This is a genomic window from Streptomyces coelicoflavus, assembly GCF_045041415.1.
In the GTDB taxonomy this organism is placed as follows: domain Bacteria; phylum Actinomycetota; class Actinomycetes; order Streptomycetales; family Streptomycetaceae; genus Streptomyces; species Streptomyces coelicoflavus.
In genome coordinates, this window is record NZ_CP108218.1 from 2,604,672 (window position 1) to 2,631,051 (window position 26,380).

Here is a 26,380-nt window from a genome sequence, read left to right on the forward strand (position 1 = left end):
GGTGGTGACGAACCTCCGGTACATCGAAAGATGCAGTGCGGGACCCTTCCCCGGGATCAGGCGGGCGGGGCGCGGGCCGTGTTGGATGGTGACATGGCCGCACGACTCCCCCGCCCGCCCCGCTTCGACCTGTGGGCCGCGCTCGCCGGACTCGTCGGCGGACTGCTGCTGTGGGGATCCGGGCTGGGCCTCCGCGAGTCGGGTGATCCCCAGGTCGTCTTCGACGGCGGCGGACCGCTCCTCGTGCCGCTCGTCCTGATGTCCGGCTGCGAACTGCTGCGCCGCACCGCACCGCGCACCGCCCTGCTGACCGGCACGCTCGCGCTGGCCGCGGACCTCACGACCCAGGGCAGCATCGCCACGATCGTGATGTACACCGACCTGATGTATGCCGCAGTCCTCTACGGACCGCCCACCACGGCACGCCGTCTGCCATGGGTCACCGGGATGCTGTCGATCGCGGCGACGCTGGTGCCCTTCGCCGTCCTGCGGGTGCCGGAGGCGCTGCTGATCGGGGTCGTCACGGGCGCCGTGACGTTCACGCCCGCCTCCACCGGCCTCATCGTGCGCAACCACCGCGAGACCGCGGACGCCGCCCTGCTGCGGGCCGAACAGACCGCGCTGCTGGCGGAGATGGACCGGACGCAGGCGGTGACCGCCGAGCGCGCCCGGATGGCCCGCGAGCTGCACGACATGGTCGCCAACCACCTCTCCGCGATCGCCATCCACTCCACGGCCGCGCTCTCCCTCGACGACCCGGCGACCACCCGGCAGGCGCTCGGCGTGATCCGGGAGAACAGCGTGGCGGGACTGGCCGAGATGCGACGCCTGATCGGCATCCTGCGGGACGACGGCGGGGACACGGAACCGGCCGCCGCGCCCACCCTCGACGGGCTCGGCGCACTGGTCGACGGCGCCCGCTCCAACGGCCTCGACGTCACCCTGGACGCGCTGGACGCGGATCCCGGCCAGAACCTGCCCGCGCCGGTCGAGCTGGCCGCGTACCGGATCGTGCAGGAGTCGCTCACCAACGCGCTCAAGCACGCTGCGCCGGGCCTCGTCCGGGTCCGCCTCGACCGGCACGGGGGCGCCCTGCGGGTCCGGGTGACCAGCCCGTACGGCGACCGGGACACCCCGCGCGCCCCGGGCTCCGGCGCCGGTCTGGTCGGGATGCGGGAGCGGGCCGCGCTGCTGCACGGCACCTTCGAGGCGGGGGCGGTGGCGGACCCCGGTGCGGCGGGCGACAAGATCTGGGCCGTACGGGCCACCCTGCCCCTGACCGAAGGAGACCTCGCATGATCCGCGTCCTCGTCGCCGAGGACCAGTCCGCCGTCCGCGCGGGGCTGGTGCTGATCCTGGGCAGCGCACCGGACATCGAGGTGGTCGGGGAGGCCCCGGACGGGGAGCGGGCGGTGGAGCTGGCCCGGGAGCTCCGTCCCGACCTGGTGCTGATGGACGTGCAGATGCCGCGCCTGGACGGGGTGTCGGCGACCCGGATCGTGGTCGGGGAGGGTCTCGCCGACGTGCTGGTGCTGACCACCTTCGACCTGGACGAGTACGTCTTCGGCGCGCTGCGGGCGGGGGCGTCCGGGTTCCTGCTGAAGAACACCGACGCCAAGGACCTGATCGCGGCCGTGCGCACGGTGGCGGGCGGCGAGGGCATCGTGGCGCCGGCCGTCACCCGGCGGCTGATCGCCGAGTTCGCCGCGAAGCCGGTGCGGGAGCCCGCCGCCGACCCCTCGGTGCTGCGGGAGCTGACGCGGCGTGAGCGCGAGGTGCTGTCCTGTCTCGGCGAGGGGTTGTCCAACGCCGCGATCGCCGAGCGGCTGGAGATGGCCGAGGCCACGGTGAAGACGCACGTCAGCCGGATGCTGGGGAAGCTGGGGCTGCGCAGCAGGGTGCAAGCGGCGGTGCTGGCGCAGGAGTTGGGGATCTAGTTTTCCCTGTCGGTCACAGGTTCAACCACTGGCCGCCACATTGGTCCAGACCTATTGACCTGTGGTCCAGACCTTTCTATTCTCGCCGCACTGCGGGCATGAGGCTCAGTCATGCCCTCGACAACATCCCCATAAAAGGAGGCGCACATGCGCTTCAGACACAAAGCCGCGGCACTCGCAGCGACCCTGGCGCTTCCCCTCGCCGGCCTGGTCGGCCTCGCCAGCCCGGCCCAGGCGGCCACCAGCGCGACGGCCACCTTCCAGAAGACCTCGGACTGGGGCACGGGCTTCGGCGGCAAGTGGACGGTGCAGAACACCGGCACCACCTCCCTCAGCTCCTGGACCGTCGAGTGGGACTTCCCCGCCGGCACCAAGGTCACCTCCGCCTGGGACGCCACCGTCACCAACTCCGCCGACCACTGGACCGCCAAGAACGTCGGCTGGAACGGGACGCTCGCCCCCGGCGCCTCGGTCTCCTTCGGCTTCAACGGCAGCGGCCCGGGCTCCCCGTCCGGCTGCAAGATCAACGGCGGCAGCTGCGACGGCTCCTCGGTCCCCGGCGACGAGGCCCCCTCCGCGCCCGGCACGCCCACCGCCTCGAACATCACCGACACCTCGGTGAAGCTGTCCTGGTCGGCGGCCACCGACGACAAGGGCGTCAAGAACTACGACGTCCTGCGCGACGGCGCGACGGTCGCCACCGTCACCGGCACCACCTACACGGACAACGGCCTCACCAAGGGCACCGACTACTCCTACAGCGTCAAGGCCCGCGACACCGGCGACCAGACCGGTCCGGCCAGCGGGTCCGTGAAGGTCACGACCACCGGCGGCGACGGCGGCGAGCCGAACCCGAACCCGGGTGCCGAGGTCAAGATGGGCTACTTCACCAACTGGGGCGTCTACGGCCGCAACTACCACGTGAAGAACCTGGTCACCTCCGGCTCCGCCGACAAGATCACGCACATCAACTACGCCTTCGGCAACGTCCAGGGCGGCAAGTGCACCATCGGCGACTCCTACGCCGACTACGACAAGGCGTACACCGCCGACCAGTCCGTCGACGGCGTCGCCGACACCTGGGACCAGCCGCTGCGCGGCAACTTCAACCAGCTGCGCAAGCTGAAGGCCAAGTACCCGAACATCAAGATCCTCTACTCCTTCGGCGGCTGGACCTGGTCCGGCGGCTTCCCCGACGCCGTGAAGAACCCGGCCGCGTTCGCGAAGTCCTGCCACGACCTGGTCGAGGACCCGCGCTGGGCCGACGTCTTCGACGGCATCGACCTGGACTGGGAGTACCCGAACGCCTGCGGCCTCAGCTGCGACGAGACCAGCGCCCCGAACGCCTTCAGCACCATGATGAAGGCCATGCGCGCCGAGTTCGGCCAGGACTACCTGATCACCGCGGCCGTCACCGCCGACGGCTCGGACGGCGGCAAGATCGACGCCGCCGACTACGGCGAGGCCTCGAAGTCCATCGACTGGTACAACGTGATGACGTACGACTTCTTCGGCGCCTGGGCGAAGAACGGCCCGACCGCTCCGCACTCGCCGCTCAACGCGTACGACGGCATCCCGCAGCAGGGCTTCAACACCGCCGACGCGATGGCGAAGTTCAAGTCCAAGGGCGTCCCGGCCGACAAGCTCCTGATCGGCATCGGCTTCTACGGCCGCGGCTGGACCGGCGTCACGCAGTCCGCGCCCGGCGGCACCGCCACCGGCCCGGCGGCCGGCACCTACGAGGCGGGCATCGAGGACTACAAGGTCCTCAAGAACAGCTGCCCGGCCACCGGCACCGTCGCCGGCACCGCGTACGCCCACTGCGGCACCAACTGGTGGTCCTACGACACCCCGGCCACCATCAAGTCCAAGATGGACTGGGCGGAGCAGCAGGGCCTCGGTGGCGCCTTCTTCTGGGAGTTCAGCGGAGACACCGCCAACGGCGAGCTGGTGAGCGCCATCGACAGCGGCCTGAAGTAATCCTCAAGGGCCCGGCGTTCGAGAGGGCCTAAGCAACATTGACGCTCCCCCAGACTTCGTCCGGGGGGACCCCCACCCAGCGAGTGAATGTGGCTACGCCACATTCACTCGCTGTCCGGGCGGGGCTGCTTCCAGCCACGCGAGAAATCCGGTCAGCGCGTCTTCGCTCATCGCCAGTTCGAGCCGTGTGCCCCGGTGCAGACAGGCCAGGACCACGGCGTCGGAGAGCAACGCGAGTTCCTCCTCGCCGTCCGGGACCCGGCGGCCGGCCACCTCGATCGCGGAGCGTTCGAGCACGCGGCGCGGGCGGGGGGAGTACGAAAAGACGCGGTACCACTCGACCCGGTCGCCGTTGTAGCGGGCCACCCCGTACGCCCAGCCCTTGCCGCCGGTGTCCCCCTCCTTGGGGGCGTCCCACCGCAGCGAGCAGTCGAAGGTGCCGCCCGAGCGCTGGATCAGCCGGCGCCGCAGACCGAAGACGAAGAGCCCGATCACCACCAGGGCGACCACGATTCCGCACACAGTCAGAGCGAGGGCCATCGACACCGACCTCCTCGTCTCCTAGGTAACGGAACGGAAAAAACACCCGGATCTGCCTCAGCCGCGGCCGGGTCCGGATGACTCCGGTCCCAGCCGCGGCTGAGTGACGTCATGGCACGACGCTATCGCACAGTGCTGTGGATCAGCGTCCCGCCGCAGCGCGCAGGCGGACGTCCGCGCGACGCTCGGCGTGGGCGTCGCCCTCCGTCTTCGCGCGCTCGAGCTCCCGCTCGGCGCGGTGGACGTCGATCTCGTCCGCCAGCTCGGCGGTCTCGGCCAGCAGCGACAGCTTGTTGTCGGCGAACGAGATGAAACCGCCGTGCACCGCGGCGACGACCGTCCCGCCGTCACTCGTACGGATGGTCACCGGGCCCGACTCCAGCACACCGAGCAGCGGCTGGTGACCGGGCATGACGCCGATGTCGCCGGACGTGGTGCGCGCGACGACCAGGGTGGCCTCGCCGGACCAGACCTCTCGGTCGGCCGCGACCAGCGCGACGTGCAGCTCAGCAGCCAAGGTGGCTCCTCGGGTCACCACCCGGCGGGAGAGCCGGGTGTTGGTTACAAGTCTAAAGGGCGTGCCGGAGGGGACGGGACGCGCCCGTCCCCTCCGGATGGTGAACCGTGCGGCTCACCGTGAGCCGAGGCTCAGGAGACGCCCAGCTCCTTGGCGTTGTTCTTCAGGTCCTCGATGCCACCGCACATGAAGAACGCCTGCTCCGGGAAGTGGTCGTACTCGCCGTCGCAGATCGCGTTGAAGGCCGCGATCGACTCCTCCAGCGGGACGTCCGACCCGTCGACGCCGGTGAACTGCTTGGCGACGTGGGTGTTCTGGGACAGGAAGCGCTCCACGCGACGGGCGCGGTGGACGACGAGCTTGTCCTCTTCGCCCAGCTCGTCGATACCGAGGATCGCGATGATGTCCTGGAGGTCCTTGTACTTCTGCAGGATGTTCTTCACGCGCATCGCGGCCTGGTAGTGGTCCGCCGCGATGTACCGCGGGTCGAGGATGCGGGACGTCGAGTCCAGCGGGTCCACGGCCGGGTAGATGCCCTTCTCGGAGATCGGACGGGAGAGCACCGTCGTCGCGTCGAGGTGGGCGAAGGTGGTGGCCGGGGCCGGGTCGGTCAGGTCGTCCGCGGGGACGTAGATCGCCTGCATCGAGGTGATCGAGTGACCACGGGTCGAGGTGATGCGCTCCTGGAGGAGACCCATCTCGTCGGCCAGGTTCGGCTGGTAGCCCACCGCGGAAGGCATGCGGCCGAGCAGGGTCGACACCTCGGAACCCGCCTGGGTGAAGCGGAAGATGTTGTCGATGAAGAACAGCACGTCCTGCTTCTGGACGTCACGGAAGTACTCGGCCATGGTCAGGCCGGCCAGCGCGACGCGCAGACGGGTGCCCGGCGGCTCGTCCATCTGACCGAAGACCAGCGCGGTCTTGTCGATGACGCCCGACTCGCTCATCTCGTCGATGAGGTCGTTGCCCTCACGGGTGCGCTCACCGACACCGGCGAACACGGAGACACCGTCGTGGTTGTTGGCGACGCGGTAGATCATCTCCTGGATGAGCACCGTCTTGCCGACGCCGGCGCCGCCGAACAGACCGATCTTGCCGCCCTTGACGTACGGGGTCAGCAGGTCGATGACCTTGACGCCGGTCTCGAACATCTCGGTCTTCGACTCGAGCTCGTCGAAGTTCGGGGCCTTGCGGTGGATCGGCCAGCGCTCGCCGTCGTACTGCTCGTCGACGTTGAGGACCTCGCCGAGGGTGTTGAACACCTTGCCCTTGGTGAAGTCGCCGACGGGGACGGAGATGGCCGCGCCCGTGTCGGTCACCTGGGCCTGGCGGACCAGGCCGTCGGTGGGCTGCATGGAGATGGTGCGGACCAGGCCGTCACCGAGGTGCTGGGCGACCTCGAGGGTCAGCGTCTTGAGCTCACCCTCCTTGGCCGGGTCGGCCACATCGACGTGCAGCGCGTTGTAGATGTCCGGCATCGCGTCGACGGGGAACTCCACGTCGACGACCGGGCCGATGACCCGGGCGACGCGGCCCGTGGCCGTCGCGGTCTCAACAGTGGTGGTCATTAGTTGTCACTCCCCGCGTTCGCGTCGGCCAGGGCACTGGCGCCACCGACGATCTCGCTGATTTCCTGGGTGATTTCGGCCTGGCGGGCCGCGTTGGCAAGACGGGAGAGCGTGTTGATCAGCTCGCCCGCGTTGTCGGTGGCCGACTTCATCGCGCGCCGGGTGGCGGCGTGCTTGGAGGCAGCCGACTGAAGCAGCGCGTTGTAGATGCGGCTTTCGACGTAGCGCGGCAGCAGGGCGTCGAGGACGTCCTCCGCCGACGGCTCGAAGTCGTACAGCGGAAGGATCTCGTCCTTCGTGCCCGACTCTTCCGCCACCTCGTCGAGGCTCAGCGGCAGCAGCCGGGAGCCGACCGCCGTCTGCGTCATCATCGAGACGAACTCGGTGTAGACGATGTGGAGCTCGTCCACGCCGCCCTCGGCCGTGTCCTTCTCGATGGCCTCGATCAGCGGCGCCGCGACCTTCTTGGCGTCCGCGTACGCCGGCTCGTCGGTGAAGCCCGAGAACGACTCCGCGACCTTGCGCTCGCGGAAGTTGTAGTGGGCCAGACCGCGCCGGCCGACGATGTACGTGTCGACCTGCCGGCCCTCGCGCTCGAGGCGCTCGGTCAGCTGCTCCGCCGCCTTGATGGCGTTGGAGTTGAAGGCGCCGGCCAGACCGCGGTCGCTCGTGCAGAGCAGGACCGCGGCACGGGTCGGGTTCTCCGCCTCCGTGGTGAGCGGGTGCTTCGTGTTCGACCCGTTACCGACCGCCGTGACCGCGCGGGTGAGCTCCCGCGCGTACGGCGTGGAGGCCGCCACCTTGCGCTGCGCCTTGACGACGCGCGAGGCGGCGATCATCTCCATCGCCTTGGTGATCTTCTTGGTCGCGGTGACGGATCGGATGCGACGCTTGTAGACCCGGAGCTGGGCTCCCATGAGTCAGGTCCCTTCCTTACGTCACTTGGCGGCGGACGGGGCGTCCTCGCCGAGCAGCTTGCCGTCCGAGGTCTCGAACTGCTTCTTGAACGCGGCGACGGCGTCGTCGATGGCCTGGATGGTGTCGTTCGACATCTTGGCGCCCTCCTTGATGGAGGTCATCAGGCCCTGCTCCTGGCGGTGCAGGTACTCGAGCAGCTCCTTCTCGAAGCGGCTGATGTCGGCGACCGGCACCTCGTCCATCTTGCCGTTGGTACCGGCCCAGACGGAGACGACCTGGTCCTCGGTGGCCATCGGCTGGTACTGGTTCTGCTTCAGCAGCTCGACCATGCGCTGACCGCGCTCCAGCTGCGCCTTCGACGCGGCGTCCAGGTCGGATCCGAAGGCGGCGAACGCCTCCAGCTCACGGAACTGGGCAAGGTCCACGCGCAGTCGGCCGGAGACCTGGCGCATCGCCTTGTGCTGGGCGGAGCCACCGACGCGGGAGACCGAGATACCGACGTTCAGGGCCGGACGCTGGCCGGCGTTGAACAGGTCGGACTCCAGGAAGCACTGGCCGTCGGTGATGGAGATGACGTTGGTCGGGATGAACGCCGACACGTCGTTGGCCTTGGTCTCGACGATCGGCAGACCGGTCATCGAGCCGGCGCCCTCGGCGTCGGAGAGCTTCGCGCAGCGCTCCAGCAGACGGGAGTGCAGGTAGAAGACGTCACCCGGGTAGGCCTCGCGGCCCGGCGGGCGGCGCAGCAGCAGCGACACGGCGCGGTAGGCGTCGGCCTGCTTCGACAGGTCGTCGAAGATGATCAGGACGTGCTTGCCCTCGTACATCCACTGCTGGCCGATGGCCGAGCCGGTGTACGGCGCCAGGTACTTGTAGCCGGCCGGGTCGGACGCCGGGGCGGCCACGATGGTCGTGTACTCCAGCGCGCCGTTCTCCTCCAGCGCGCCGCGCACGGACGCGATGGTGGAGCCCTTCTGGCCGATGGCGACGTAGATGCAGCGGACCTGCTTGTTCGGGTCGCCGGTGCGCCAGTTGTCGCGCTGGTTGATGATCGTGTCGACGGCCAGGGCGGTCTTGCCGGTCTGGCGGTCGCCGATGATCAGCTGACGCTGACCGCGGCCGATCGGGGTCATGGCGTCGACGGCCTTGTAGCCGGTCTCCATCGGCTCGTGCACCGACTTGCGCTGCATGACCGTGGGGGCCTGCAGCTCCAGGGCGCGGCGACCGCTGGTCTCGATCTCGCCGAGGCCGTCGATCGGGTTGCCGAGGGGGTCGACGACGCGGCCGAGGTAGCCCTCGCCGACGGCCACGGAGAGGACCTCGCCGGTACGCGAGACCGGCTGCCCCTCCTCGATGCCGCTGAACTCACCGAGGACGACGCAACCGATCTCGCGCTCCTCGAGGTTGAGGGCGAGGCCGAGGGTGCCGTCCTCGAACTTCAGCAGTTCGTTGGCCATGGCCGAGGGCAGGCCCTCGACCTTCGCGATGCCGTCGCCGGCAAGGGTGACCGTACCGACCTCCTCGCGCGAGGCCGCGTCCGGCTTGTACGACTGGACGAAGTTCTCCAGTGCGTCCCGGATCTCCTCCGGCCGGATCGTGAGCTCCGCCATCTGAGTTCCCTGCTCTCCTTGTTGGGCCCGAAGTTTCACTTGGGGGGTATTCCACGAGTCGGGACTCCCCCCAATGAGAGGTGAATCCTCTGCACGGCCCAACCAGGGCCGTCGTAAGTACGTACTGCTACTGCTCTGCTACTGCTGTTGTTGCTGTGCTGTTGTCGCGACCGCCGTCGCGGGAGCCGTCAGCTCGCCAGACGGCGGCCGGCGTCCTCCAGGCGGTCCGCGATGGAGCCGTTGATGACCTCGTCACCGACCTGCACCCGGATCCCGCCGAGGACCTCGGGGTCCACGTCGAGGTTGAGGTGCATCGGACGGCCGTAGACCTTCGCGAGGGCCGCGCCGAGGCGCTGCTTCTGCGTGTCGCTCAGCGGCACCGCCGAGGTGACCACGGCGACCATCCGGTCGCGCCGGTCGGCGGCGAGCTTGGACAGGGACTCGAGTCCCGACTCCAGGCTACGTCCCCGCGGCGCGGTGACAAGGCGCGTCACCAGACGCTCGGTGGTCCGCTCCGCCCGGCCGCCGAGCAGGTCGCTCAGCAGCTCGCCCTTGGCCGCGGTGCCGGCCGACCGGCTGGTGAGCGCGGCGCGCAGCTCGGTACTGGAGGAGACGATCCGGCCGAACCGGAACAGCTCGTCCTCCACGTTGTCGAGCCGGCCCCGCTTCTGCGCGGCGGTGAGGTCGGCGGTGTTCGCCAGCTCCTCCAGCGCGTCCACCAGGTCGCGGGACTGCGACCAGCGGGAGCGCACCATGCCGGCGACCACGTCGACGGCGGTGCCGCTGACCTGGTTGCCGAGGAGGCGCTGGGCGAGCTCGGCCTTGGCCTCGCCGGACTGCGCCGGGTCGGTGAGGACCCGACGCAGCGACACCTCGCGGTGGAGCAGCGCGGTGACGGCGGCCAGCTCGTCGGCGAGCGAGCCGGCGTCCACGGACGTGGAGTCCGTCAGCGCGTCGAGACGCTCGCGTGCGGCGGCAAGAGCCTCGCGGCTCGCTCCGTGCATCCCACTCATCGGGTTGCCTCTGCCGTCGTCGCCTTGTCGTCCAGCTCGTCCAGGAAGCGGTCGATCACACGGCTCTGGCGGGCGTGGTCCTCGAGGGACTCCCCGACCAGCTTGCCGGCCAGCTGAGTGGCCAGCTGTCCGACGTCCTGGCGCAGCGCGGACGCGGCGGCCTTGCGGTCGGCCTGGATCTGGGCGTGACCGGCGGCGATGATCTCCTCACGCTGCCGCTGGCCTTCCGCGCGCATCTCGGCGATGAGCGTGGCGCCCTGCTCCTGCGCCTCCTGACGCAGGCGCGCGGCCTCGTGCCGGGCCTCGGCGAGCTGCGCCTTGTACTGCTCGAGGACGCTCTGGGCCTCGGTCTGCGCGGCCTCGGCCTTCTCGATACCGCCCTCGATGGCCTCGCGGCGCTCTTCCAGAACCTTGTTGATGTTCGGGAGGAGCTTCTTGGCGAGGAAGCCGAAGACGATGACGAAGGCGATCAGGCCGATGACGAGCTCCGGCCACGGCGGGATGAGGGGGTTCTCCTTCTCACCCTCAGCCGCCAGGAAAACCAGGGCGGAAGTCACATCAATGCCTTTCGTCGAAAGGGTCGGTCGTCGGTCTTCGTCTTAGTAGACGAAGGGCATGACGAGACCGATGAGGGCGAGCGCCTCACAGAAGGCGAAGCCGAGGATCTGGTTGGCGCGGATCAGGCCGGCCGCCTCGGGCTGGCGGGCGAGGGCCTGGGTGCCGTTACCGAAGATGATGCCGACGCCGACGCCGGGGCCAATGGCGGCCAGGCCGTACCCGACGGAGCTGAGCGAACCATCAACGGCAGCAAGGGTCTGGGACATGCCGGTTCTTCCTTTTCTTTACGGACCGGTGGGGGTTGGCCACCGGACGGCTGGGGGGTGAGGCCGGGCGGGGACTCAGTGGTTCTCGGCGAGCGCGCCCTGGATGTAGGTGCAGGTCAGCAGAACGAACACGTACGCCTGCACGGCCTGGATGAAGAGCTCGAAGGCCGTCATGATGAGCGTCATCACGAACGAGACGCCCGCGTAGGCGAAGCCGATGCCGTTCAGCAGGTACCAGCTGGCGATCGTGAAGAGCAGCAGCAGCGTGTGGCCGGCGAACATGTTGGCGAAGAGCCGGACGGCGTGCGTGAAGGGGCGGACCAGCAGGTTCGAGAAGAACTCGATGGTCATCGACAGCGGCAGGACCGCGCCGAGGGACTTGTCGTAGCCGGTGACGTTCTTGAAGAAGCCGACGAAGCCGTGGCGCTTGAAGGTGAGCGAGACCCACAGGACGTAGACGATCAGGGCCAGGACCATCGGGTAGGCGATGATCGAGGTGACCGGGAACTGGGCGACCGGGATGATCGACCAGAGGTTCATCATCCAGACGAAGAAGAAGAGCGTCACGACGAGCGGGACGTACTTCTCGCCTTCCTTCTTGCCGATCGTCTCGTAGACCACGCCGCGGCGGATGAAGTCGTAGCCGGACTCGGCGACCATCTGGAGCTTGCCCGGGACGACCTTCGGCTTGTTGAAGGCGGCCCAGAAGAAGCCCACGATGATGAACGAGCCGAGCAGAGCCAGCAGCATCGGCTTGTTGAAGTACAGGCCGTTGCCGTCTGCGTTGCCCCAGAGCGGCTCGAAGAGGAACGAGTGCAGGCCGGGAGCCGGGAAGCCACACCCGTCGAAAATGTGGCAGTCGGTCTCGAAGGCGAGCACCTGCGTCGGGTCAGCACTCACCGCGGGCTCCTTCATCGTGGCGCATGGGTACGGCAACCTCGTTGTGTCGGCGCGGCGCGGGGCCGCAGTTCGGCACGGGACTGGTGTTACGGATGTGGGGGCGGCTGTGGGGCATCTTGCCTCGCGCTCGTGCAGGCGTCAGCTCGGATGCCCGCGCCCGCGATGCCGCAGTTGGCACCGGACGATAGCAGGACTTCACATGCCTCTTTATCCCGGCCCTACCCCTCACGACGAGTGGCCCGTCTTCTCGGGCTTCTCGCTCGACGACTCGGGTTCGACGTAGAGAATCTTGGCCTTCATGTGCGCCCGCGTCTGCGCGGCGATCCACGCGAGCGTGACGGCGACCAAAGTGATCGCGAAGGACCGGGGGTTGAACAGCGTCGTGTTCTTGAACGCGGCGAGGAAGACGAACAGCAGCAGGATCTGTGCCGCGTAGAGCATCAGGCCCATCGCCTGGAAAAGGTGCGGAAGCGACTTGGCGGTGCGCTGCAGGACGTAGAGCCCGATTCCCATGAAGAGCATCGCCACCACGGTCGCGACGACGGCTCCGACCGCGCCCTTGCCGCCGGCCACCACGGCGCTGACGACGGCGGCTACAGCGCCGACGGCAGCCGTGGGCACGGCAGCCTGAAGCAGGATCCGGACGTCATTGGACGGCATGGCGGCAACTCCGCTTTCAACACACAGGGGGCAGGTGTCGTCATGGACGAGCGTAGCCCCGAGCCGGACGAGGTCCTCACTTACAAGAGACCGTCGCACTACGGTCCTTGGGCTCTACCCGGGGGATACTCGTGAACCGTATCACAAACTATTTGATGAGGTCTTTACCTCTGGGTGTGCTTGCTGTCACACGTGAGAGTGACGGTGCGCGTTTGTGCAATTACCGCGCCAACTTGTCTGGTAATGCGGCATTTTGCCGTTGTCACCTGGTCCGCGTACGGGATCCGACGGCGGTCGCCCCGTTGACGCCCGAGACGCCCACGCCGACCGGAACCCGCTCCTCGTCCTCGTCCGCGGGGGCCACGGTCTCGTCCTCGCTCGCCAGGACGGCCGCCCTGCGGCGCCGGTAGCGCGGCGGGACGAAGCCCTCCGCCCAGCGGGGCGCGCGCGGGGTGAAGCGCGGCAGCAGGAGCAGGACCAGGCCGATCGCACTGAGGAAGACGACGCTCAGCACGATCCACATCGACGCCGCGTTCACGGAGTAGGCGAGCGCGCCGAAGGCGATCAATGCCGAGAAGAAGTACATGATCAGCACCGCGCGGCTGTGCGAGTGGCCGATTTCCAGCAGCCGGTGGTGCAGGTGCCCCCGGTCCGCGGCGAACGGCGACTGGCCCTTCCAGGTGCGCCGGACGATCGCCAGGATCAGGTCGGCGGCCGGGATGGCGATGATGGTCAGCGGCATCACCAGCGGGATGTAGACCGGCACCATCTGGTGCACCGAGGCGCGCTCGGACCCGGAGAACAGGTTCATCAGGTCGGGGTCGACCTGCCCCGTGACCGAGATCGCGCCGGCCGCCAGCACCAGGCCGATGAGCATCGAGCCGGAGTCGCCCATGAAGATCCGGGCGGGGTGCATGTTGTGCGGCAGGAAGCCGAGGCACATGCCCATGAGGATGGCCGCGAAGAGCGACGCGGGTGCCGCCGCCTCGATGCCGTACGAGTACCAGATCCGGTAGGCGTACATGAAGAACGCCGCCGCCGCGATGCACACCATCCCCGCCGCGAGGCCGTCCAGGCCGTCCACGAAGTTGACCGCGTTGATGGTGATGACGACGAGGGCCACCGTCAGCAGGGTGCCCTGCCACTGGGTGAGCGCCACCGTGCCGACGCCCGGCAGCGGGATCCACAGGATGGTCAGGCCCTGGACCACCATCACACCGGCGGCGATCATCTGGCCGCCGAGCTTGATCAGGGCGTCGATCTCGAACTTGTCGTCCAGGACGCCGATCAGCCAGATCAGGGCGGCCCCGGAGAGCAGGGCGCGCGGCTCGTTGGACTTCTCGAAGACCTCGCTGAGGTTGGTGAGGTGGTCGGCGACCAGGAGGCCGGCGCACAGCCCGAAGAACATCGCGATCCCGCCGAGCCGCGGAGTGGGTTCCCGGTGCACGTCACGTGCCCGGATCTCCGGCATCGCCCCCGCCACGATCGCGAACTTCCGTACCGGCCCTGTCAGCAGATACGTCACCGCGGCCGTGATGCAGAGCGTCAGCAGGTATTCACGCACGGGCTTCCCCACAGGTCTCGCTGGCCATCCTCAACCCCACACCCTAGCGATGCGCATGGCAATGCGACGCATACGGTTGAGGACTTCCGGGTATCGACGATGGTTGCACGTGTGGCTGTGCACGCTCGTACGCCTACCCGCCCTCAGTCCGGGTACGGGGGGAATTCCGCGGTCAGGTCCCGTACGTCCGCCCGTGCCGCGGCCGGGTCCGTCGTCCCGCGCAGGACTCCGGCGAGCAGCGTTGCCACGGCCCGCATCTCCCGCTCCCCCATGCCCTGCGTGGTCAGCGCCGCCGTGCCCAGGCGCAGGCCGCGGGCGTCGCCGTGCGGGAGTGCGCAGCAGTCCAGGACGATCCCGGCCGCCGCGAGCAGCCCCCGTGCGGCCTTCCCGTCGACGCCGAGCGGGGCGGGGTCGGCGGTGAGCAGGTGGGTGTCCGTGCCGCCGGTCGTGACGACCAGGCCCTCGGCGGCCAGGTGGGCGGCGAGCGCCCGGGCGTTGGCGACCGCCTGGTGGGCGTAGGCGGCGTACGCGGGGGTGGCGGCTTCGCCGAAGGCGACGGCCTTGGCGGCGATGGTGTGCATCTGGGCGCCGCCCTGCGTGAACGGGAAGACGGCCCGGTCGACCCGCTCCGCCAGTTCGCTTCCGCACAGGATCATGCCGCCGCGCGGACCGCGCAGCACCTTGTGCGTGGTGGCGCACACGATGTCGGCGTACGGCACCGGGCTGGGCGCCGCTCCCCCGGCGACCAGTCCGATCGGGTGCGCGGCGTCCGCGATGAGGTAGGCGCCCACCTCGTCGGCGATGTCGCGGAAGGCGGCGTGGTCGATGTGGCGGGGGTAGGCGATGGAGCCGCAGACGATCGCCTTGGGGCGGCGGGCACGGGCCAGGGTGCGCACCTGGTCGTAGTCGATCAGCCCGGTCTCCGCGTCCACGCCGTAGCCGACGAAGTCGAACCAGCGGCCGGAGAAGTTGGCGGGCGAGCCGTGGGTGAGGTGGCCGCCGTGGGGCAGGCCGAGGGCGAGGACGGTGTCGCCGGGGCGCAGCAGGGCGGCGTAGGCGGCCAGTACGGCGGAGGAGCCGGAGTGGGGCTGCACGTTGGCGTGCTCGGCGCCGAAGAGGCCCTGGGCGCGCTCGACGGCCAGCCGCTCGGCGACGTCGACGATCTCGCAGCCGCCGTGGTGGCGGGCGCCCGGGTAGCCCTCGGCGTACTTGTTGGCCAGGGGGGAGCCGAGGGCGGCCAGTACGGCGGGGGACGTGAAGTTCTCGGCGGCGATCAGCTGGAGGGTCGTCGCCTGCCGGCGGCCTTCGGCGAACAGGATCTCGGCCAGCTCGGGATCCTGGCGCGCCAGGGCTCCGAGCGGGCCGGCCTCGGCCTCGAGGACGTCGTGGGTGACCGACATGGTGCGCTCCGGGCGTGCGTCGACGGTGACGTACGACCAATGTAGGCCCGGCACGGCGAAGCCGCCCGGCGTGCGCACGACGGGCCCTACGCCCGCGCGGGGACCCCCGTCAGCGCGGTCACGACCGGGTCCAGTGCCTGGTGTATCTCGTCGCCGATCGACCGGAAGAACGTCAGCGGGGCGCCGTACGGGTCGTACACCTCGTCCGCCTCGGCCGTGGGCGCCAGGAGCCACCCGCGTAGAGCGGCGGCGGCGCGGACCAGGGCGCGTGCGCGGGTGACCACGCCGTCCTCCAGGGGAGGGAGCGTGGCCGGGTCGATGGCGTTCACCAGGCGGGTGAACTCCTTGAGGGTGAAGGTGCGCAGGCCCGCGGAGTGGCCCATGGAGATGACCTGGGCCCGGTGGTCGCGGGTGGCGGTGAGGACCAGGTCGGCGCGGATCACGTGCTCGTCGAGCAGCTCGCGGCCGGTGAACCCGGCCGGGTCGGCGCCGAAGTCCGTGAGGACCGTCTCGGCGTTCGCTTCCATGGGGGCGCCCTCGTGGCCCCAGGTCCCGGCGCTCTCCACGATCAGGCCGCCGCCCAGCACACCGAGCCGCTCCTGCACCGCGTGCCGGGTCAGCCGCTCGGTGATGGGCGAGCGGCAGACGTTTCCGGTGCTGACGTGGAGGATGCGGAAGCTGTCGCGCGGAAGTCCGACGAACGTGGTCGTGATCTCCGCGGCGCGTTCCCCGTTGCCTATGCCACGCCCCGTCTCAGGGGCCGTCAATTCGCCACCTCGAGGTCGGGTACCACCTTGCGCAGTTCCTCCGCGGACAGCGCGCCCGCGCGCAGCAGCACGGGCACCTCGCGGGTGACGTCGACGATGGACGACGGGACGTTGCCGGGGGTGGGGCCGCCGTCGAGGTAGACGGAGACGGAGTCGCCGAGCATCTGCTGGGCGGCGTCGCAGTCCTCGGGGGCCGGGTGGCCGGTCAGGTTGGCGGAGGAGACGGCCATGGGACCGACCTCGGTGAGCAGCTCGATGGCCACGGGGTGCAGCGGCATCCGGACGGCGACCGTGCCGCGGGTCTCGCCGAGGTCCCACTGGAGGGACGGCTGGTGCTTGGCGACCAGGGTCAGCGCGCCGGGCCAGAAGGCGTCGACGAGTTCCCAGGCCATCTCGGAGAAGTCGGTGACGAGGCCGTGCAGGGTGTTGGGCGAGCCGATGAGGACCGGGGAGGGCATGCTGCGGCCGCGTCCCTTGGCCTCCAGCAGGTCGCCGACGGCCTCCGCGGTGAACGCGTCGGCGCCGATGCCGTACACGGTGTCCGTCGGCAGCACCACGAGCTCGCCACGGCGGACGGCGGACGCGGCCTCGCGCAGACCGGTCACTCGGTCGGTCGCGTCGTTGGTGTCGTAACGCCGTGCCATTTAGCTGGCCTCCTCGTACACGTACTGCGGGGTGGGGGTCGTCGGGATGTTCACGGCAGTGCCTTGCGGGCGGTCGCGAACCTGGGCCGGTTGTTGAGGTCGGGATGGTCGGCCGCGTCGGCCCAGCCCCGCTCCTCGGTGAAGATCCAGGGCACCTGGCCGCCCTGGGTGTCGGCGTGCTCGACGACGACCACGCCGCCGGGGCGCAGCAGGCGGTGCGCGGTGCGTTCCAGGCCGCGGATCAGGTCGAGGCCGTCCTCGCCGGAGAACAGGGCCAGCTCGGGATCGTGGTCGCGGGCCTCGGGGGCGACGTACTCCCACTCGGTGAGCGGGATGTACGGCGGGTTGGAGACCACCAGGTCGACCTGGCCGTCGAGGTCCGGGAAGGCCGTCAGGGCGTCTCCCTGGCGGAGGTCGACCCTGGACCCCTCCATGTTCTTCCGCGTCCACTTCAGGGCGTCCTCGGACAGCTCCACGGCGTGCACGCGCGAGCGCGGCACCTCCTGGGCGAGGGCGAGCGCGATGGCGCCCGAGCCGGTGCACAGGTCGACGATGCAGGGCTCGACGACGTCCATCGCCCGCACCGCGTCTATGGCCCAGCCGACGACCGACTCGGTCTCGGGGCGGGGCACGAAGACGCCGGGGCCGACCTGGAGCTCCAGGTAGCGGAAGTAGGCGCGGCCGGTGATGTGCTGGAGCGGCTCGCGCGCCTCCCGGCGGGCGACGACCTCCCAGTACCGGGCGTCGAAGTCCGCGTCCGGCACGGTGTGCAACTCGCCCCGCTTGACGCCGTGCAGGTGCGCGGCGAGCTCTTCCGCGTCGGTGCGCGGCGAGGGCACGCCGGCGTCGGCCAGCCGCTGGGTGGCCTGGGCCACCTCCGTGAGCAGCACACTGCGGGGGTTCGGGGGTCGCCCCCCGTGATGTAGCGGCACGCTGGTCCTCCGGGCTGTCGTACGGGGCTTACGCGGCGGCGAGCTTGGCCGCCGAGTCCGCGTCGACGCAGGCCTGGATCACCGAGTCGAGGTCGCCGTCCAGGACCTGGTCCAGGTTGTACGCCTTGAAGCCGACACGGTGGTCCGAGATGCGGTTCTCCGGGAAGTTGTACGTGCGGATCTTCTCGGAGCGGTCGACGGTGCGGACCTGGCTGCGCCGGGCGTCCGCGGCCTCCTTCTCCGCCTCCTCCTGCGCCGCCGCGAGCAGCCTGGAGCGCAGGATACGCATGGCCTGCTCCTTGTTCTGCAGCTGGCTCTTCTCGTTCTGGCAGGAGGCGACGACTCCGGTCGGGATGTGCGTGATGCGCACCGCGGAGTCGGTGGTGTTGACGGACTGGCCGCCGGGCCCGGAGGACCGGTAGACGTCGATGCGGAGGTCGTTCGGGTTGATCTCGACGTCGATCTCCTCGGCCTCGGGGGTCACGAGGACGCCCGCCGCGGAGGTGTGGATCCGGCCCTGGGACTCGGTCGCGGGGACGCGCTGCACGCGGTGCACGCCGCCCTCGTACTTGAGCCGCGCCCAGACGCCCTGGCCGGGCTCGGTGGCGCCCTGGCCGCCCTTGGTCTTCACGGCGACCTGGACGTCCTTGTAGCCGCCCAGCTCGGACTCGGTGGAGTCGATGATCTCGGTCTTCCAGCCGATCCTCTCGGCGTAGCGCAGGTACATGCGCAGCAGGTCCCCGGCGAAGAGCGCCGACTCGTCGCCGCCGGCGCCGGCCTTGATCTCGAGGATGACGTCCTTGTCGTCACTGGGGTCGCGCGGGACGAGGAGCAGCCGGAGCTTCTCGGTGAGCTCGTCGCGCTGCTTGTCCAGCTCCTTGACCTCGGCGGCGAAGTCGGGGTCGTCGGCCGCGAACTCGCGGGCGGTCTCCATGTCGTCGCCGGTCTGCTTCCAGGAGCGGAACGTGGCGACGATCGGGGTCAGCTCGGCGTACCGCTTGTTCAGCTTGCGCGCGTTCGCCTGGTCGGAGTGGACCGACGGGTCGGCGAGCTTCTTCTCCAGGTCGGCGTGCTCGGCGACGAGTTCCTCGACGGCCTCGAACATCTTGGGCTCCTGCTACTGCGTGGGAAAGGGAAGGCGGGCGACCAAAAACGCCGGTCCCGGCGCTCCCCGGGGAGGGGATGCGGCCGTGGACCGGCGGTTGGAGGCTCGCTACTTCTTGGAGCCGGCGGAAGCCTTGCCGAAGCGGGCCTCGAAGCGGGCCACGCGGCCACCGGTGTCGAGGATCTTCTGCTTGCCCGTGTAGAACGGGTGGCACTCGGAGCAGACCTCGGCCCGGACGGTGCCGGACTGAATGGTGCTGCGGGTGGTGAACGACGCGCCACAGGTGCAGCTGACCTGCGTCTCGACGTACTCGGGGTGGATGTCGCGCTTCAAGGTGTCTCCTACTGTTCCGGGAGGGCGCCGGGTCGCAGCCGCGGGATGCGGGAGCGTGAACCGGAGCCGACGTACCAGTCTGCCAGGACTGGGGCCATCCCCCAAAACCGGGGGCGGCGGTGAACTATTCCCCGGCGTTCACGACGCCCTTGGCCTCGCCCGTGGCCGTGCCCCTGGTGGCCGACTCCGGGATCGGGCGGTCGTTCTTGAGGGCCGTCCAGACCTGCTGGGCCTTGTCCTTCTCGACCAGGACCCGGTTGGCGTCGGCGGGGTCGTAGACCACCGGCATGGTGACCATGTGCATCTTGTCCGGGCCGATGCCCTTGAGGCCGCTCGCGAAGGACATCAGGGAGTTCACCGAGCCCAGGTCGGAGTCGGTGGTGACGGTCTTGGTGGCGGTGTCGGCGATGTCGTACAGCTTCTTGGGGTTGCCGAGCAGGCCGATGTCCTTGACCTGGTGGACCAGGGCCTTGACGAAGGCCTGCTGGAGCTGGATGCGGCCGAGGTCGGAGCCGTCGCCGACGCCGTGCCGGGTGCGGACCAGTCCGAGGGCCTGCTCGCCGTCGAGCCGGTGGGTGCCGGCCGTGAGGTCGAGGTGGCTGTCGGGGTCCTTGATGTCCTCGGTGGTGGTGACCTGGACGCCGCCGAGGTCGTCGATGAGGTTCTGGAAGCCGCTGAAGTCGACCTCCAGGTAGTGGTCCATGCGCAGGCCGCTGACCGACTCGACGGTCTTCACGGCGCAGGCGGCGCCGCCGGTGGAGTAGGCGGAGTTGAACATCACGCCCTCGGCGGCGGGGTGCTCGTCGCCGTCGGTGCCGGTGCAGTCGGGGCGGTCGATGAGGGTGTCGCGCGGGATGGAGACCACGCTGGCCTTCTTGTGGCCCTTGTAGACGTGCACGATCATCGCCGTGTCCGAGCGGGCGGTGCCGTCGTCGGTGCCGCCGCCGAGCTTCTTGTTGCCGCCGGAACGGGTGTCGGAGCCGAGGACCAGGATGTTCTCGGAGCCGTTGTCGGCCTTCTCGGGCCGGTCGGCGCCGAGTGCCGCGTCGATGTCGACGCTCGTGAGGTTGCCGTTGAGCTTGAAGTACAGGACTCCCGCTCCGGTGCCGCCCAGGACGACGATGCCGGCCGCGCTCCAGGCCGCGACGAGCAGGGCCTTGCGCCGGCCCGTTCTGGGCCTGCGGCGGCGCCCCTTGCCCCGGTGGCCGGGTCCGGTGGGGCGGGACTGGCCGGGGCCGGGTATCGCGGGATCCGGCGTGCTCTCGGCGGACATGGGCTCCTCGGTGTTCGTCCGGTCGGTTACCCCCTGCGCTCAGGGTCGGGGCGGTCGGTCCGGCGGCGGGTTCGGCGCCGGTCCTCACCATGGTCCCTCCGTAGCTCAGACGGCGGAACTCGGGACAGGGTTGCACAACGGACTGTGGCGAACCGGTGCAAAAACGGTGACGGAGCGTGTTCGCCGGCCCGGGGGCCGCCGCGCTGACCTGGGCATCCGCGGGCGCCGGTCCGTGCTCGCCGGGACGGACCCGGGGCCGGCGCGTGTGGCGAAGGTCGCAGCCGCGTTCGCGGCGCACCTCGCGGCGGGCCCGGGGCACGGCGAGACGGCCCGGTGCAGCGCGAAGGGGCCGCCCCCGGGGTGGGGACGGCCCCGCGGGGCTCGCCGGCTCAGCCGAAGAGGTTGAACGCGTTCCAGCCGCCCCCGACCCGCACGCGGGTCTTGAACGTCGCCGTGCCGGACTTGCCGGTGCCCTTGTAGAGCCACATCACACCGGAGCCGTCGCGGGCCAGCAGGTCGGGCCTGCCGTCACCGGTGACGTCACCCGCGGTGGCGAAGGCGCTGTAGACGGACCAGCCGCCGCCGACCCTGACCGGGCTGCCGAGCGCCGGCGCGGCCTTCCCGGTGCCCGGGTACAGCCACAGGACGCCCGAGCCGTCCCGCGCCAGCAGGTCGGGCCTGCCGTCGCGGTTGTAGTCGCCCTTGCCGGTGATCGTGTACTTGGCCCAGCCGCCGCCGATCCGGACCCGGCTGCCGAAGGTGCCGTCGCCCTTGCCGGGGTAGAGCCACAGGACGCCGTACTTGTCCTTGGCGACCAGGTCGGGCAGGGCGTCGCCGGAGAGGTCGCCCGGGACGCGGAGGTCCTTCATCACGTTCCAGCCGCCGCCGACGCGGATCGAGTCGTAGGCGTCGACGCCGTTGAAGGCGAGTGTGTACAGCACGCCGTCCGAGGCGCGGTACACGTAGTCCTGGTAGAAGTCGCGGTCCAGGTCGCCCTGGCGCACCAGGTTCACCCCGCCCCAGTCGCCGAGCGAGAGGCGGTTGTCCAGGTACGGCCACCTGTCGCCGAGGGAGTAGTACTCGTACGCGTCACCGCCGGGCGTGCGGGCGAAGAGGTCCGCCAGCCCGTCGAAGTCCAGGTCGGTGTCGTCGACGCGGGAGTTGACCTCGCCGACGTAGGAGCTGACCTTGGCGTAGACGCCGTAGGCACCCGAGGCGACGCAGTCCTCGACGCCCCAGGAGACCACGCCGGCGATCCGGCCGTTGACCACGAGCGGGCCGCCGGAGTCGCCGTTGCACGGGGAGACCGTACCGGCGTCCTGGCCGGAGGCCGGGGTACCGGCGCAGGCCATCTGACCGGGCACGAAGTCGGAGCCCCAGTACGAGGTGCAGGAGGCGTCCGAGCGCATCGGCACGGTCGCCTTCTTCAGCGTCGGCGAGATGTCCTGGCTGGTGGAGCTGGTGCGCCCCCAGCCGTACACGGTCGCCGGGGTCCCGTTGGCGTAGGAGGCGGTGTCGCCGCTCGTCGTCGGCCGCAGCGTCTTGTACGGCAGTGCCTCGCCCAGCGTGAGCACCGCCAGGTCGCCGCCCGAGATGGTGCTCGGCCGGTACGTGGGGTTGACCCACTGGCGCCACACGCCGGCCACCCGGCCGCCGTGCAGGTCGCTGCCGTCGGGCAGTTGGGCGGTGCCGGCGAGGACGGCCCCGTTCTCCGCCCAGTCCAGGCCGTACACGCAGTGCGCGGCGGTGAGGACCTTCGCCGGGGCCACCAGGGTGCCGCCGCAGAAGTAGCCCTCGTCGTCGGCGGTGTCGCTGGTGCCCTTGTCGTCGTAGTAGTGCAGCTGCACCATCCACGGCGCCTCGGAGATCGACGCGTTCGTGCCGCCGATGATCTTCGGGTCGATCCTGCCGGACGGGGCCTCGGCACTCGGACCGGCATCCGGCTCCGCGCCGGGGGCGGCCGGGGTGTCGCTCTTGAGGACGGCCCCGGATTCCTGGACGCGGTGCGCCAGCTCGGCGGGGGACGCGGTGGCGGGCCGTTCGGTGACGGCCGGCCGGGGCGGGACGGGGGCCCCGCCGGAGGCCTGGGCGGGGACGGCCGCGAGGACCGCGCCCGACAGGGCGAGTGCGGCACCGGCCGCGGGAAGAGCCAGCCGGGCTCTTCGAGGAGTAGACGTCACTCAGATCTCCTGTCGCTGTAGACGCAGGCAGGAGAGAACCGCCCCCGGGCGCGGGCCGGTGAAGGCAGCACTGATCACCCTGTGGGTGCATCCGAAAATACGTTCCCCCCCCCACTGCAAGTGCGCTGATCCTACAAGCCCGGCAAGCCGGAAGTCCCGCCCCGTCACCCGAGTGACGAAGCGGGACTTCCGTGGTGCGGACCCGTCGGCGGTGGCTCAGTCGCCGTTGCCGGGCGTCGGCGTCGTCTTCTGGATCTGCATCAGGAACTCGACGTTCGACTTGGTCTGCTTCATCTTGTCGAGGAGCAGCTCGATCGCCTGCTGCTGGTCGAGGGCGTGCAGCACCCGGCGCAGCTTCCAGGTGACGGCGAGCTCCTCGCTGCCGAGCAGGATCTCCTCCTTGCGGGTGCCGGACGCGTCGACGTCCACCGCGGGGAAGATGCGCTTGTCGGCGAGCTTCCGGTCGAGCTTGAGCTCGGCGTTGCCGGTGCCCTTGAACTCCTCGAAGATGACCTCGTCCATGCGGGACCCGGTGTCCACCAGGGCGGTGGCGAGGATGGTCAGCGAGCCGCCGTCCTCGATGTTGCGGGCCGCACCGAAGAAGCGCTTCGGCGGGTAGAGGGCGGTCGAGTCGACACCACCGGACAGGATGCGGCCGGAGGCCGGGGCGGCGAGGTTGTACGCACGGCCCAGACGCGTGATCGAGTCGAGCAGCACGACGACGTCGTGACCCAGCTCCACCAGGCGCTTGGCGCGCTCGATGGCCAGCTCCGCGACCGTGGTGTGGTCCTCGGCCGGGCGGTCGAAGGTCGAGGAGATGACCTCGCCCTTCACCGACCGCTGCATGTCGGTGACCTCTTCCGGACGCTCGTCGACCAGGACGACCATCAGGTGGCACTCGGGGTTGTTGTGCGTGATCGCGTTGGCGATCGCCTGCATGATCATGGTCTTGCCGGTCTTCGGCGGGGCCACGATCAGACCGCGCTGGCCCTTACCGATCGGCGCGACGAGGTCGATGATGCGGGTGGTGAGGACGCCGGGGTCCGTCTCCAGGCGGAGGCGGTCCTGCGGGTACAGCGGCGTCAGCTTGTTGAACTCCGGGCGCCCGCGCCCGGATTCGGGCGCCATGCCGTTCTGCGAGTCCAGGCGGACCAGCGCGTTGAACTTCTCGCGGCGCTCGCCGTCCTTGGGCTGGCGCACGGCACCGGTGATGTGGTCGCCCTTGCGCAGGCCGTTCTTGCGGACCTGGGCGAGGGAGACGTACACGTCGTTGGGGCCGGGCAGGTAGCCGGAGGTCCGGATGAACGCGTAGTTGTCGAGGATGTCGAGGATGCCGGCGACCGGGATGAGGACGTCGTCCTCGTTGATCTGCGGCTCCTGGATCTCGTCGCGCCCGCGACGGCCCCGGCGGTCCCGGTAGCGGCCCCGGCGGCCGCGGCGGCCGCCGCCGTCGTCGTCGTAGCCGTCGTCGTGCTGCTGACGGTCCTGACGTCCGCCGCCCTGCTGCTGGCGGTCCTGGCGACCGCCGCCCTGGCTCTGGTCGTCGCCCTTGTTGCGCCGGTCCCGGCCGCCGCGGTCACCGCGGTCGTTCCGGTCGCCGCGGTCGTTCCGGTCGCCCCGGTCACGGCGGTCGCGACGGCGGCCCTCGCCGCCCTCGCCGTCGGAACGCGCGTCGCCCTGGCCCTGCTGCTGCCCCTGGCCCTGCTGCTGGGCCGACGCGTCGGCCTTCGTCTCACCGCGGGTCTCGACGGCGACCGTCTCGGTGCCGGACGGGCTGCCCGCGTCGGCGGTGGCCCGGCGACGACGACGCTCGGAGGGGGCGTCGGCGGCGGGGGCGGCCTGCTCGGCCGAGGCGTTGACCTTGGGGGACGGCTGACCGGGAATGTCGATCTGCTGCTGGTCGGCGGCCGCCGTGTCCGCCTTCTTGTCGGCCTTGTCGGCCTTTCCGGCCTTCTCCGCGCTCCCCGCCTTCTCGGCGGGTGCCTCGTCGCCCGTACGGGCCCGGGAGGTGCTGCGGCGCTTCGGCTTGGTCTCGCCGGCGGCGTCCGCGGCGGCGGGCGCGGCCTTGGCGGGGGCGCCCCCCGCGGCCTGCGCCTCCTTGATGACCTCGATCAGCTGGCTCTTGCGCATACGCGCGGTGCCCCTGATGCCGAGGCCGGATGCGACCTGTTGCAGCTCGGCCAGCACCATGCCCTCGAGGCCGGTACCGCGGCGCCGCCGGGAGCCGGCACCGGTGGCAGGCGCGGAGGCGTCCGTGGCGGGCGCGGCAGCGGTCTCCTCGACACGTGCGCCCATCAGATCGGTGGTGTCGCTCACGAAGGGTCCTTCCCTGGAGCGGACGTCGGCCTGTCTGGCTCGGCGACCGGTTGTGCTGTCCGGCTTCGGTCCTTGCTGTGCGAACCGTGCCGGGGCGGTGGTCCGCCTGAACGGCGGAAGAGATATCTGGTGATGGCGCTTCCCCTAGCCGTGGCACCCGGTGTCTGTGTCATGCGGCGTGGTCGCACCGGTTCCGAAACTCCCCCAGAGGGGGTGACCCCACCGGCGGGCCGCTCAATGCCCGTGTCGGCCGTACTGATCACGTACGACATCCACTGCACGATGCGGCTTGGGGGGCTCCCGGAAGAATGTCTGTCCCTGACGGGGACACGAGGCACCTCGCCATGGTGGGGTCGGGTGCAGACTTGAGGTTAACACTACCGGATCCAACAAACATTCCCCCTCTCACAATCCGGCAACCGCTTGCGCGTCTAAATGTCGCCGGATGTCGCCAGCGGCAGGACGCCGGCGCCCTGCCCGTCCAGGCTGAGCCGGTTGGCCGCCCAGTCCGTTCCGGCCAGCGCCTCGACCTTGTCGGCCGTGTCGGCGTCGGCCAGGGCCATCACCGTGGGTCCCGCGCCCGAGATCACCGCGGGGATGCCGTCGCCGCGCAGCCGTTCCACCAGTGCCGCGCTCTCCGGCATGGCCGGTGCGCGGTACTCCTGGTGCAGACGGTCCTCGGTGGCCGGCAGCAGCAGCTCGGGGCGCCTGGTGAGGGCCTCGACGAGCAGTGCGGCGCGGCCCGCGTTGGCGGCGGCGTCGACGTGCGGGACGTTGCGCGGGAGCAGTCCGCGCGCCGTCTGGGTCAGTACCGGCTTTCCGGGTACGAAAACCACCGGAACGATGGATTCGCAGGGCTCCATCCTGATCGCCCGGGCGGCGCCGGACTCCATCCAGGACAGGGTGAAACCGCCCAGCAGACAGGCCGCCACGTTGTCCGGGTGCCCCTCGATCTCGGTGGCGAGGTCGAGCAGCGCGGCGTCGTCGAGGCGGGCCTCGCCGCCTATCGTCACGGCGCGCGCGGCGACGAGGCCGGCGCAGATGGCGGCGGAGGAGGAGCCGAGGCCGCGGCCGTGCGGGATGCGGTTGGCGCAGACGATCTCCAGGCCCCGCGGCTGTCCGCCGAGCAGGTCGAAGGCGGTGCGCAGGGAGCGGACGAGGAGGTGCTTCTCGTCGCGCGGGAGGGTCTCGCTGCCCTCACCCGCGATGTCGATGTGCAGCCCGGAGTCGGCCACCCGGACGACCACGTCGTCGTACAGACCCAGCGCGAGGCCCAGGGCGTCGAAGCCCGGACCGAGGTTGGCGCTGGTGGCGGGGACGCGCACCCTGACGGCGGCGGCGCGGAACGCTGGACCGGCCATCGCTAGATGACTCTCCTTGAGCTGCGGGACTGTCGAAT

Annotated in this window: 24 protein-coding genes; 3 read left to right on the forward strand and 21 right to left on the reverse strand. The window is 70.3% G+C overall.

Features of this window, described 5'->3' with window-relative positions:
- Nucleotides 1-93 precede the first annotated feature (93 nt).
- The 3 genes from OHA99_RS11295 to OHA99_RS11305 all read left to right on the forward strand — a co-directional run bounded on the left by OHA99_RS11295 (nt 94) and on the right by OHA99_RS11305 (nt 3,917).
- The gene (locus tag OHA99_RS11295) at nt 94-1,299 is read left to right on the forward strand and encodes a sensor histidine kinase (RefSeq protein ID WP_405695592.1); all 1,206 of its coding nucleotides are present in this window, start codon (nt 94-96) and stop codon (nt 1,297-1,299) included.
- The gene (locus OHA99_RS11300) at nt 1,296-1,937 is read left to right on the forward strand and encodes a response regulator (protein ID WP_405695593.1); all 642 of its coding nucleotides are present in this window, start codon (nt 1,296-1,298) and stop codon (nt 1,935-1,937) included. The genes OHA99_RS11295 and OHA99_RS11300 overlap by 4 nt, the downstream gene beginning before the upstream one ends.
- Before the next feature lie 147 nt (nt 1,938-2,084).
- The gene (locus OHA99_RS11305) at nt 2,085-3,917 is read left to right on the forward strand and encodes a glycosyl hydrolase family 18 protein (protein WP_405695596.1); all 1,833 of its coding nucleotides are present in this window, start codon (nt 2,085-2,087) and stop codon (nt 3,915-3,917) included.
- Nucleotides 3,918-4,010: 93 nt separating this feature from the next.
- Here the strand turns inward: OHA99_RS11305 and OHA99_RS11310 are convergent, their stop codons facing one another.
- The 21 genes from OHA99_RS11310 to thrB all read right to left on the reverse strand — a co-directional run bounded on the left by OHA99_RS11310 (nt 4,011) and on the right by thrB (nt 26,342).
- Nucleotides 4,011-4,457, reverse strand: a complete 447-nt coding sequence (locus OHA99_RS11310) for a DUF2550 domain-containing protein (RefSeq protein ID WP_007387649.1) — start codon at nt 4,455-4,457, stop codon at nt 4,011-4,013.
- Nucleotides 4,458-4,599: 142 nt separating this feature from the next.
- Nucleotides 4,600-4,974: a F0F1 ATP synthase subunit epsilon gene (locus OHA99_RS11315; RefSeq protein WP_007387650.1), complete on the reverse strand. Its 375-nt coding sequence runs from the start codon at nt 4,972-4,974 to the stop codon at nt 4,600-4,602.
- 131 nt (nt 4,975-5,105) lie between these two features.
- On the reverse strand, nt 5,106-6,542 hold the full coding sequence (gene atpD, locus OHA99_RS11320) for a F0F1 ATP synthase subunit beta (RefSeq protein ID WP_405695598.1): 1,437 nt from the start codon (nt 6,540-6,542) through the stop codon (nt 5,106-5,108).
- Nucleotides 6,542-7,459: a F0F1 ATP synthase subunit gamma gene (locus tag OHA99_RS11325; RefSeq protein ID WP_153177907.1), complete on the reverse strand. Its 918-nt coding sequence runs from the start codon at nt 7,457-7,459 to the stop codon at nt 6,542-6,544. Before OHA99_RS11325 ends, atpD begins: the two co-directional genes overlap by 1 nt.
- Nucleotides 7,460-7,480: 21 nt before the next feature.
- Nucleotides 7,481-9,070 (reverse strand): F0F1 ATP synthase subunit alpha, encoded by a 1,590-nt coding sequence (atpA, locus tag OHA99_RS11330; protein ID WP_007387653.1) that lies wholly within the window; start codon nt 9,068-9,070, stop codon nt 7,481-7,483.
- Between the two features lie 188 nt (nt 9,071-9,258).
- On the reverse strand, nt 9,259-10,074 hold the full coding sequence (locus tag OHA99_RS11335; RefSeq protein WP_194279922.1) for a F0F1 ATP synthase subunit delta: 816 nt from the start codon (nt 10,072-10,074) through the stop codon (nt 9,259-9,261).
- Nucleotides 10,075-10,079: 5 nt separating this feature from the next.
- Entirely contained in the window at nt 10,080-10,640 is a 561-nt protein-coding gene (locus OHA99_RS11340) for a F0F1 ATP synthase subunit B (RefSeq protein ID WP_007387655.1), read from the reverse strand.
- 42 nt (nt 10,641-10,682) lie between these two features.
- Nucleotides 10,683-10,907, reverse strand: a complete 225-nt coding sequence (atpE, locus tag OHA99_RS11345) for an ATP synthase F0 subunit C (RefSeq protein WP_007387656.1) — start codon at nt 10,905-10,907, stop codon at nt 10,683-10,685.
- Between the two features lie 75 nt (nt 10,908-10,982).
- Nucleotides 10,983-11,822 (reverse strand): F0F1 ATP synthase subunit A, encoded by an 840-nt coding sequence (atpB, locus tag OHA99_RS11350; RefSeq protein ID WP_042821733.1) that lies wholly within the window; start codon nt 11,820-11,822, stop codon nt 10,983-10,985.
- A gap of 210 nt (nt 11,823-12,032) precedes the next feature.
- Nucleotides 12,033-12,467, reverse strand: a complete 435-nt coding sequence (locus OHA99_RS11355; RefSeq protein ID WP_007387658.1) for a hypothetical protein — start codon at nt 12,465-12,467, stop codon at nt 12,033-12,035.
- Between the two features lie 262 nt (nt 12,468-12,729).
- A complete protein-coding gene (locus tag OHA99_RS11360) occupies nt 12,730-14,031 on the reverse strand; it encodes an MraY family glycosyltransferase (protein ID WP_366473871.1) in 1,302 nt (433 codons plus the stop codon).
- Between the two features lie 143 nt (nt 14,032-14,174).
- Nucleotides 14,175-15,431: a serine hydroxymethyltransferase gene (gene glyA, locus OHA99_RS11365; protein WP_153181746.1), complete on the reverse strand. Its 1,257-nt coding sequence runs from the start codon at nt 15,429-15,431 to the stop codon at nt 14,175-14,177.
- Nucleotides 15,432-15,517: 86 nt separating this feature from the next.
- Entirely contained in the window at nt 15,518-16,198 is a 681-nt protein-coding gene (locus tag OHA99_RS11370; protein WP_030402740.1) for a low molecular weight phosphatase family protein, read from the reverse strand.
- Complete coding sequence (locus OHA99_RS11375; RefSeq protein WP_153177910.1) at nt 16,195-16,842, reverse strand: L-threonylcarbamoyladenylate synthase; 648 nt, start codon at nt 16,840-16,842, stop codon at nt 16,195-16,197. The genes OHA99_RS11370 and OHA99_RS11375 overlap by 4 nt, the downstream gene beginning before the upstream one ends.
- A gap of 50 nt (nt 16,843-16,892) precedes the next feature.
- Nucleotides 16,893-17,732, reverse strand: coding sequence for a peptide chain release factor N(5)-glutamine methyltransferase (gene prmC, locus OHA99_RS11380; RefSeq protein WP_153177911.1), 840 nt, complete (start codon nt 17,730-17,732; stop codon nt 16,893-16,895).
- A 70-nt stretch (nt 17,733-17,802) separates the two neighbouring features.
- On the reverse strand, nt 17,803-18,879 hold the full coding sequence (gene prfA / locus OHA99_RS11385; protein WP_003973637.1) for a peptide chain release factor 1: 1,077 nt from the start codon (nt 18,877-18,879) through the stop codon (nt 17,803-17,805).
- A 108-nt stretch (nt 18,880-18,987) separates the two neighbouring features.
- The gene (rpmE, locus tag OHA99_RS11390; RefSeq protein ID WP_030420966.1) at nt 18,988-19,212 is read right to left on the reverse strand and encodes a 50S ribosomal protein L31; all 225 of its coding nucleotides are present in this window, start codon (nt 19,210-19,212) and stop codon (nt 18,988-18,990) included.
- 124 nt (nt 19,213-19,336) lie between these two features.
- Complete coding sequence (locus OHA99_RS11395) at nt 19,337-20,485, reverse strand: LCP family protein (protein ID WP_153177912.1); 1,149 nt, start codon at nt 20,483-20,485, stop codon at nt 19,337-19,339.
- 389 nt (nt 20,486-20,874) lie between these two features.
- Nucleotides 20,875-22,665: a trypsin-like serine protease gene (locus tag OHA99_RS11400; protein ID WP_153177913.1), complete on the reverse strand. Its 1,791-nt coding sequence runs from the start codon at nt 22,663-22,665 to the stop codon at nt 20,875-20,877.
- A 216-nt stretch (nt 22,666-22,881) separates the two neighbouring features.
- The gene (gene rho, locus OHA99_RS11405) at nt 22,882-24,981 is read right to left on the reverse strand and encodes a transcription termination factor Rho (RefSeq protein WP_153177914.1); all 2,100 of its coding nucleotides are present in this window, start codon (nt 24,979-24,981) and stop codon (nt 22,882-22,884) included.
- 431 nt (nt 24,982-25,412) lie between these two features.
- The gene (gene thrB / locus OHA99_RS11410; RefSeq protein ID WP_042821737.1) at nt 25,413-26,342 is read right to left on the reverse strand and encodes a homoserine kinase; all 930 of its coding nucleotides are present in this window, start codon (nt 26,340-26,342) and stop codon (nt 25,413-25,415) included.
- Nucleotides 26,343-26,380 lie beyond the last annotated feature (38 nt).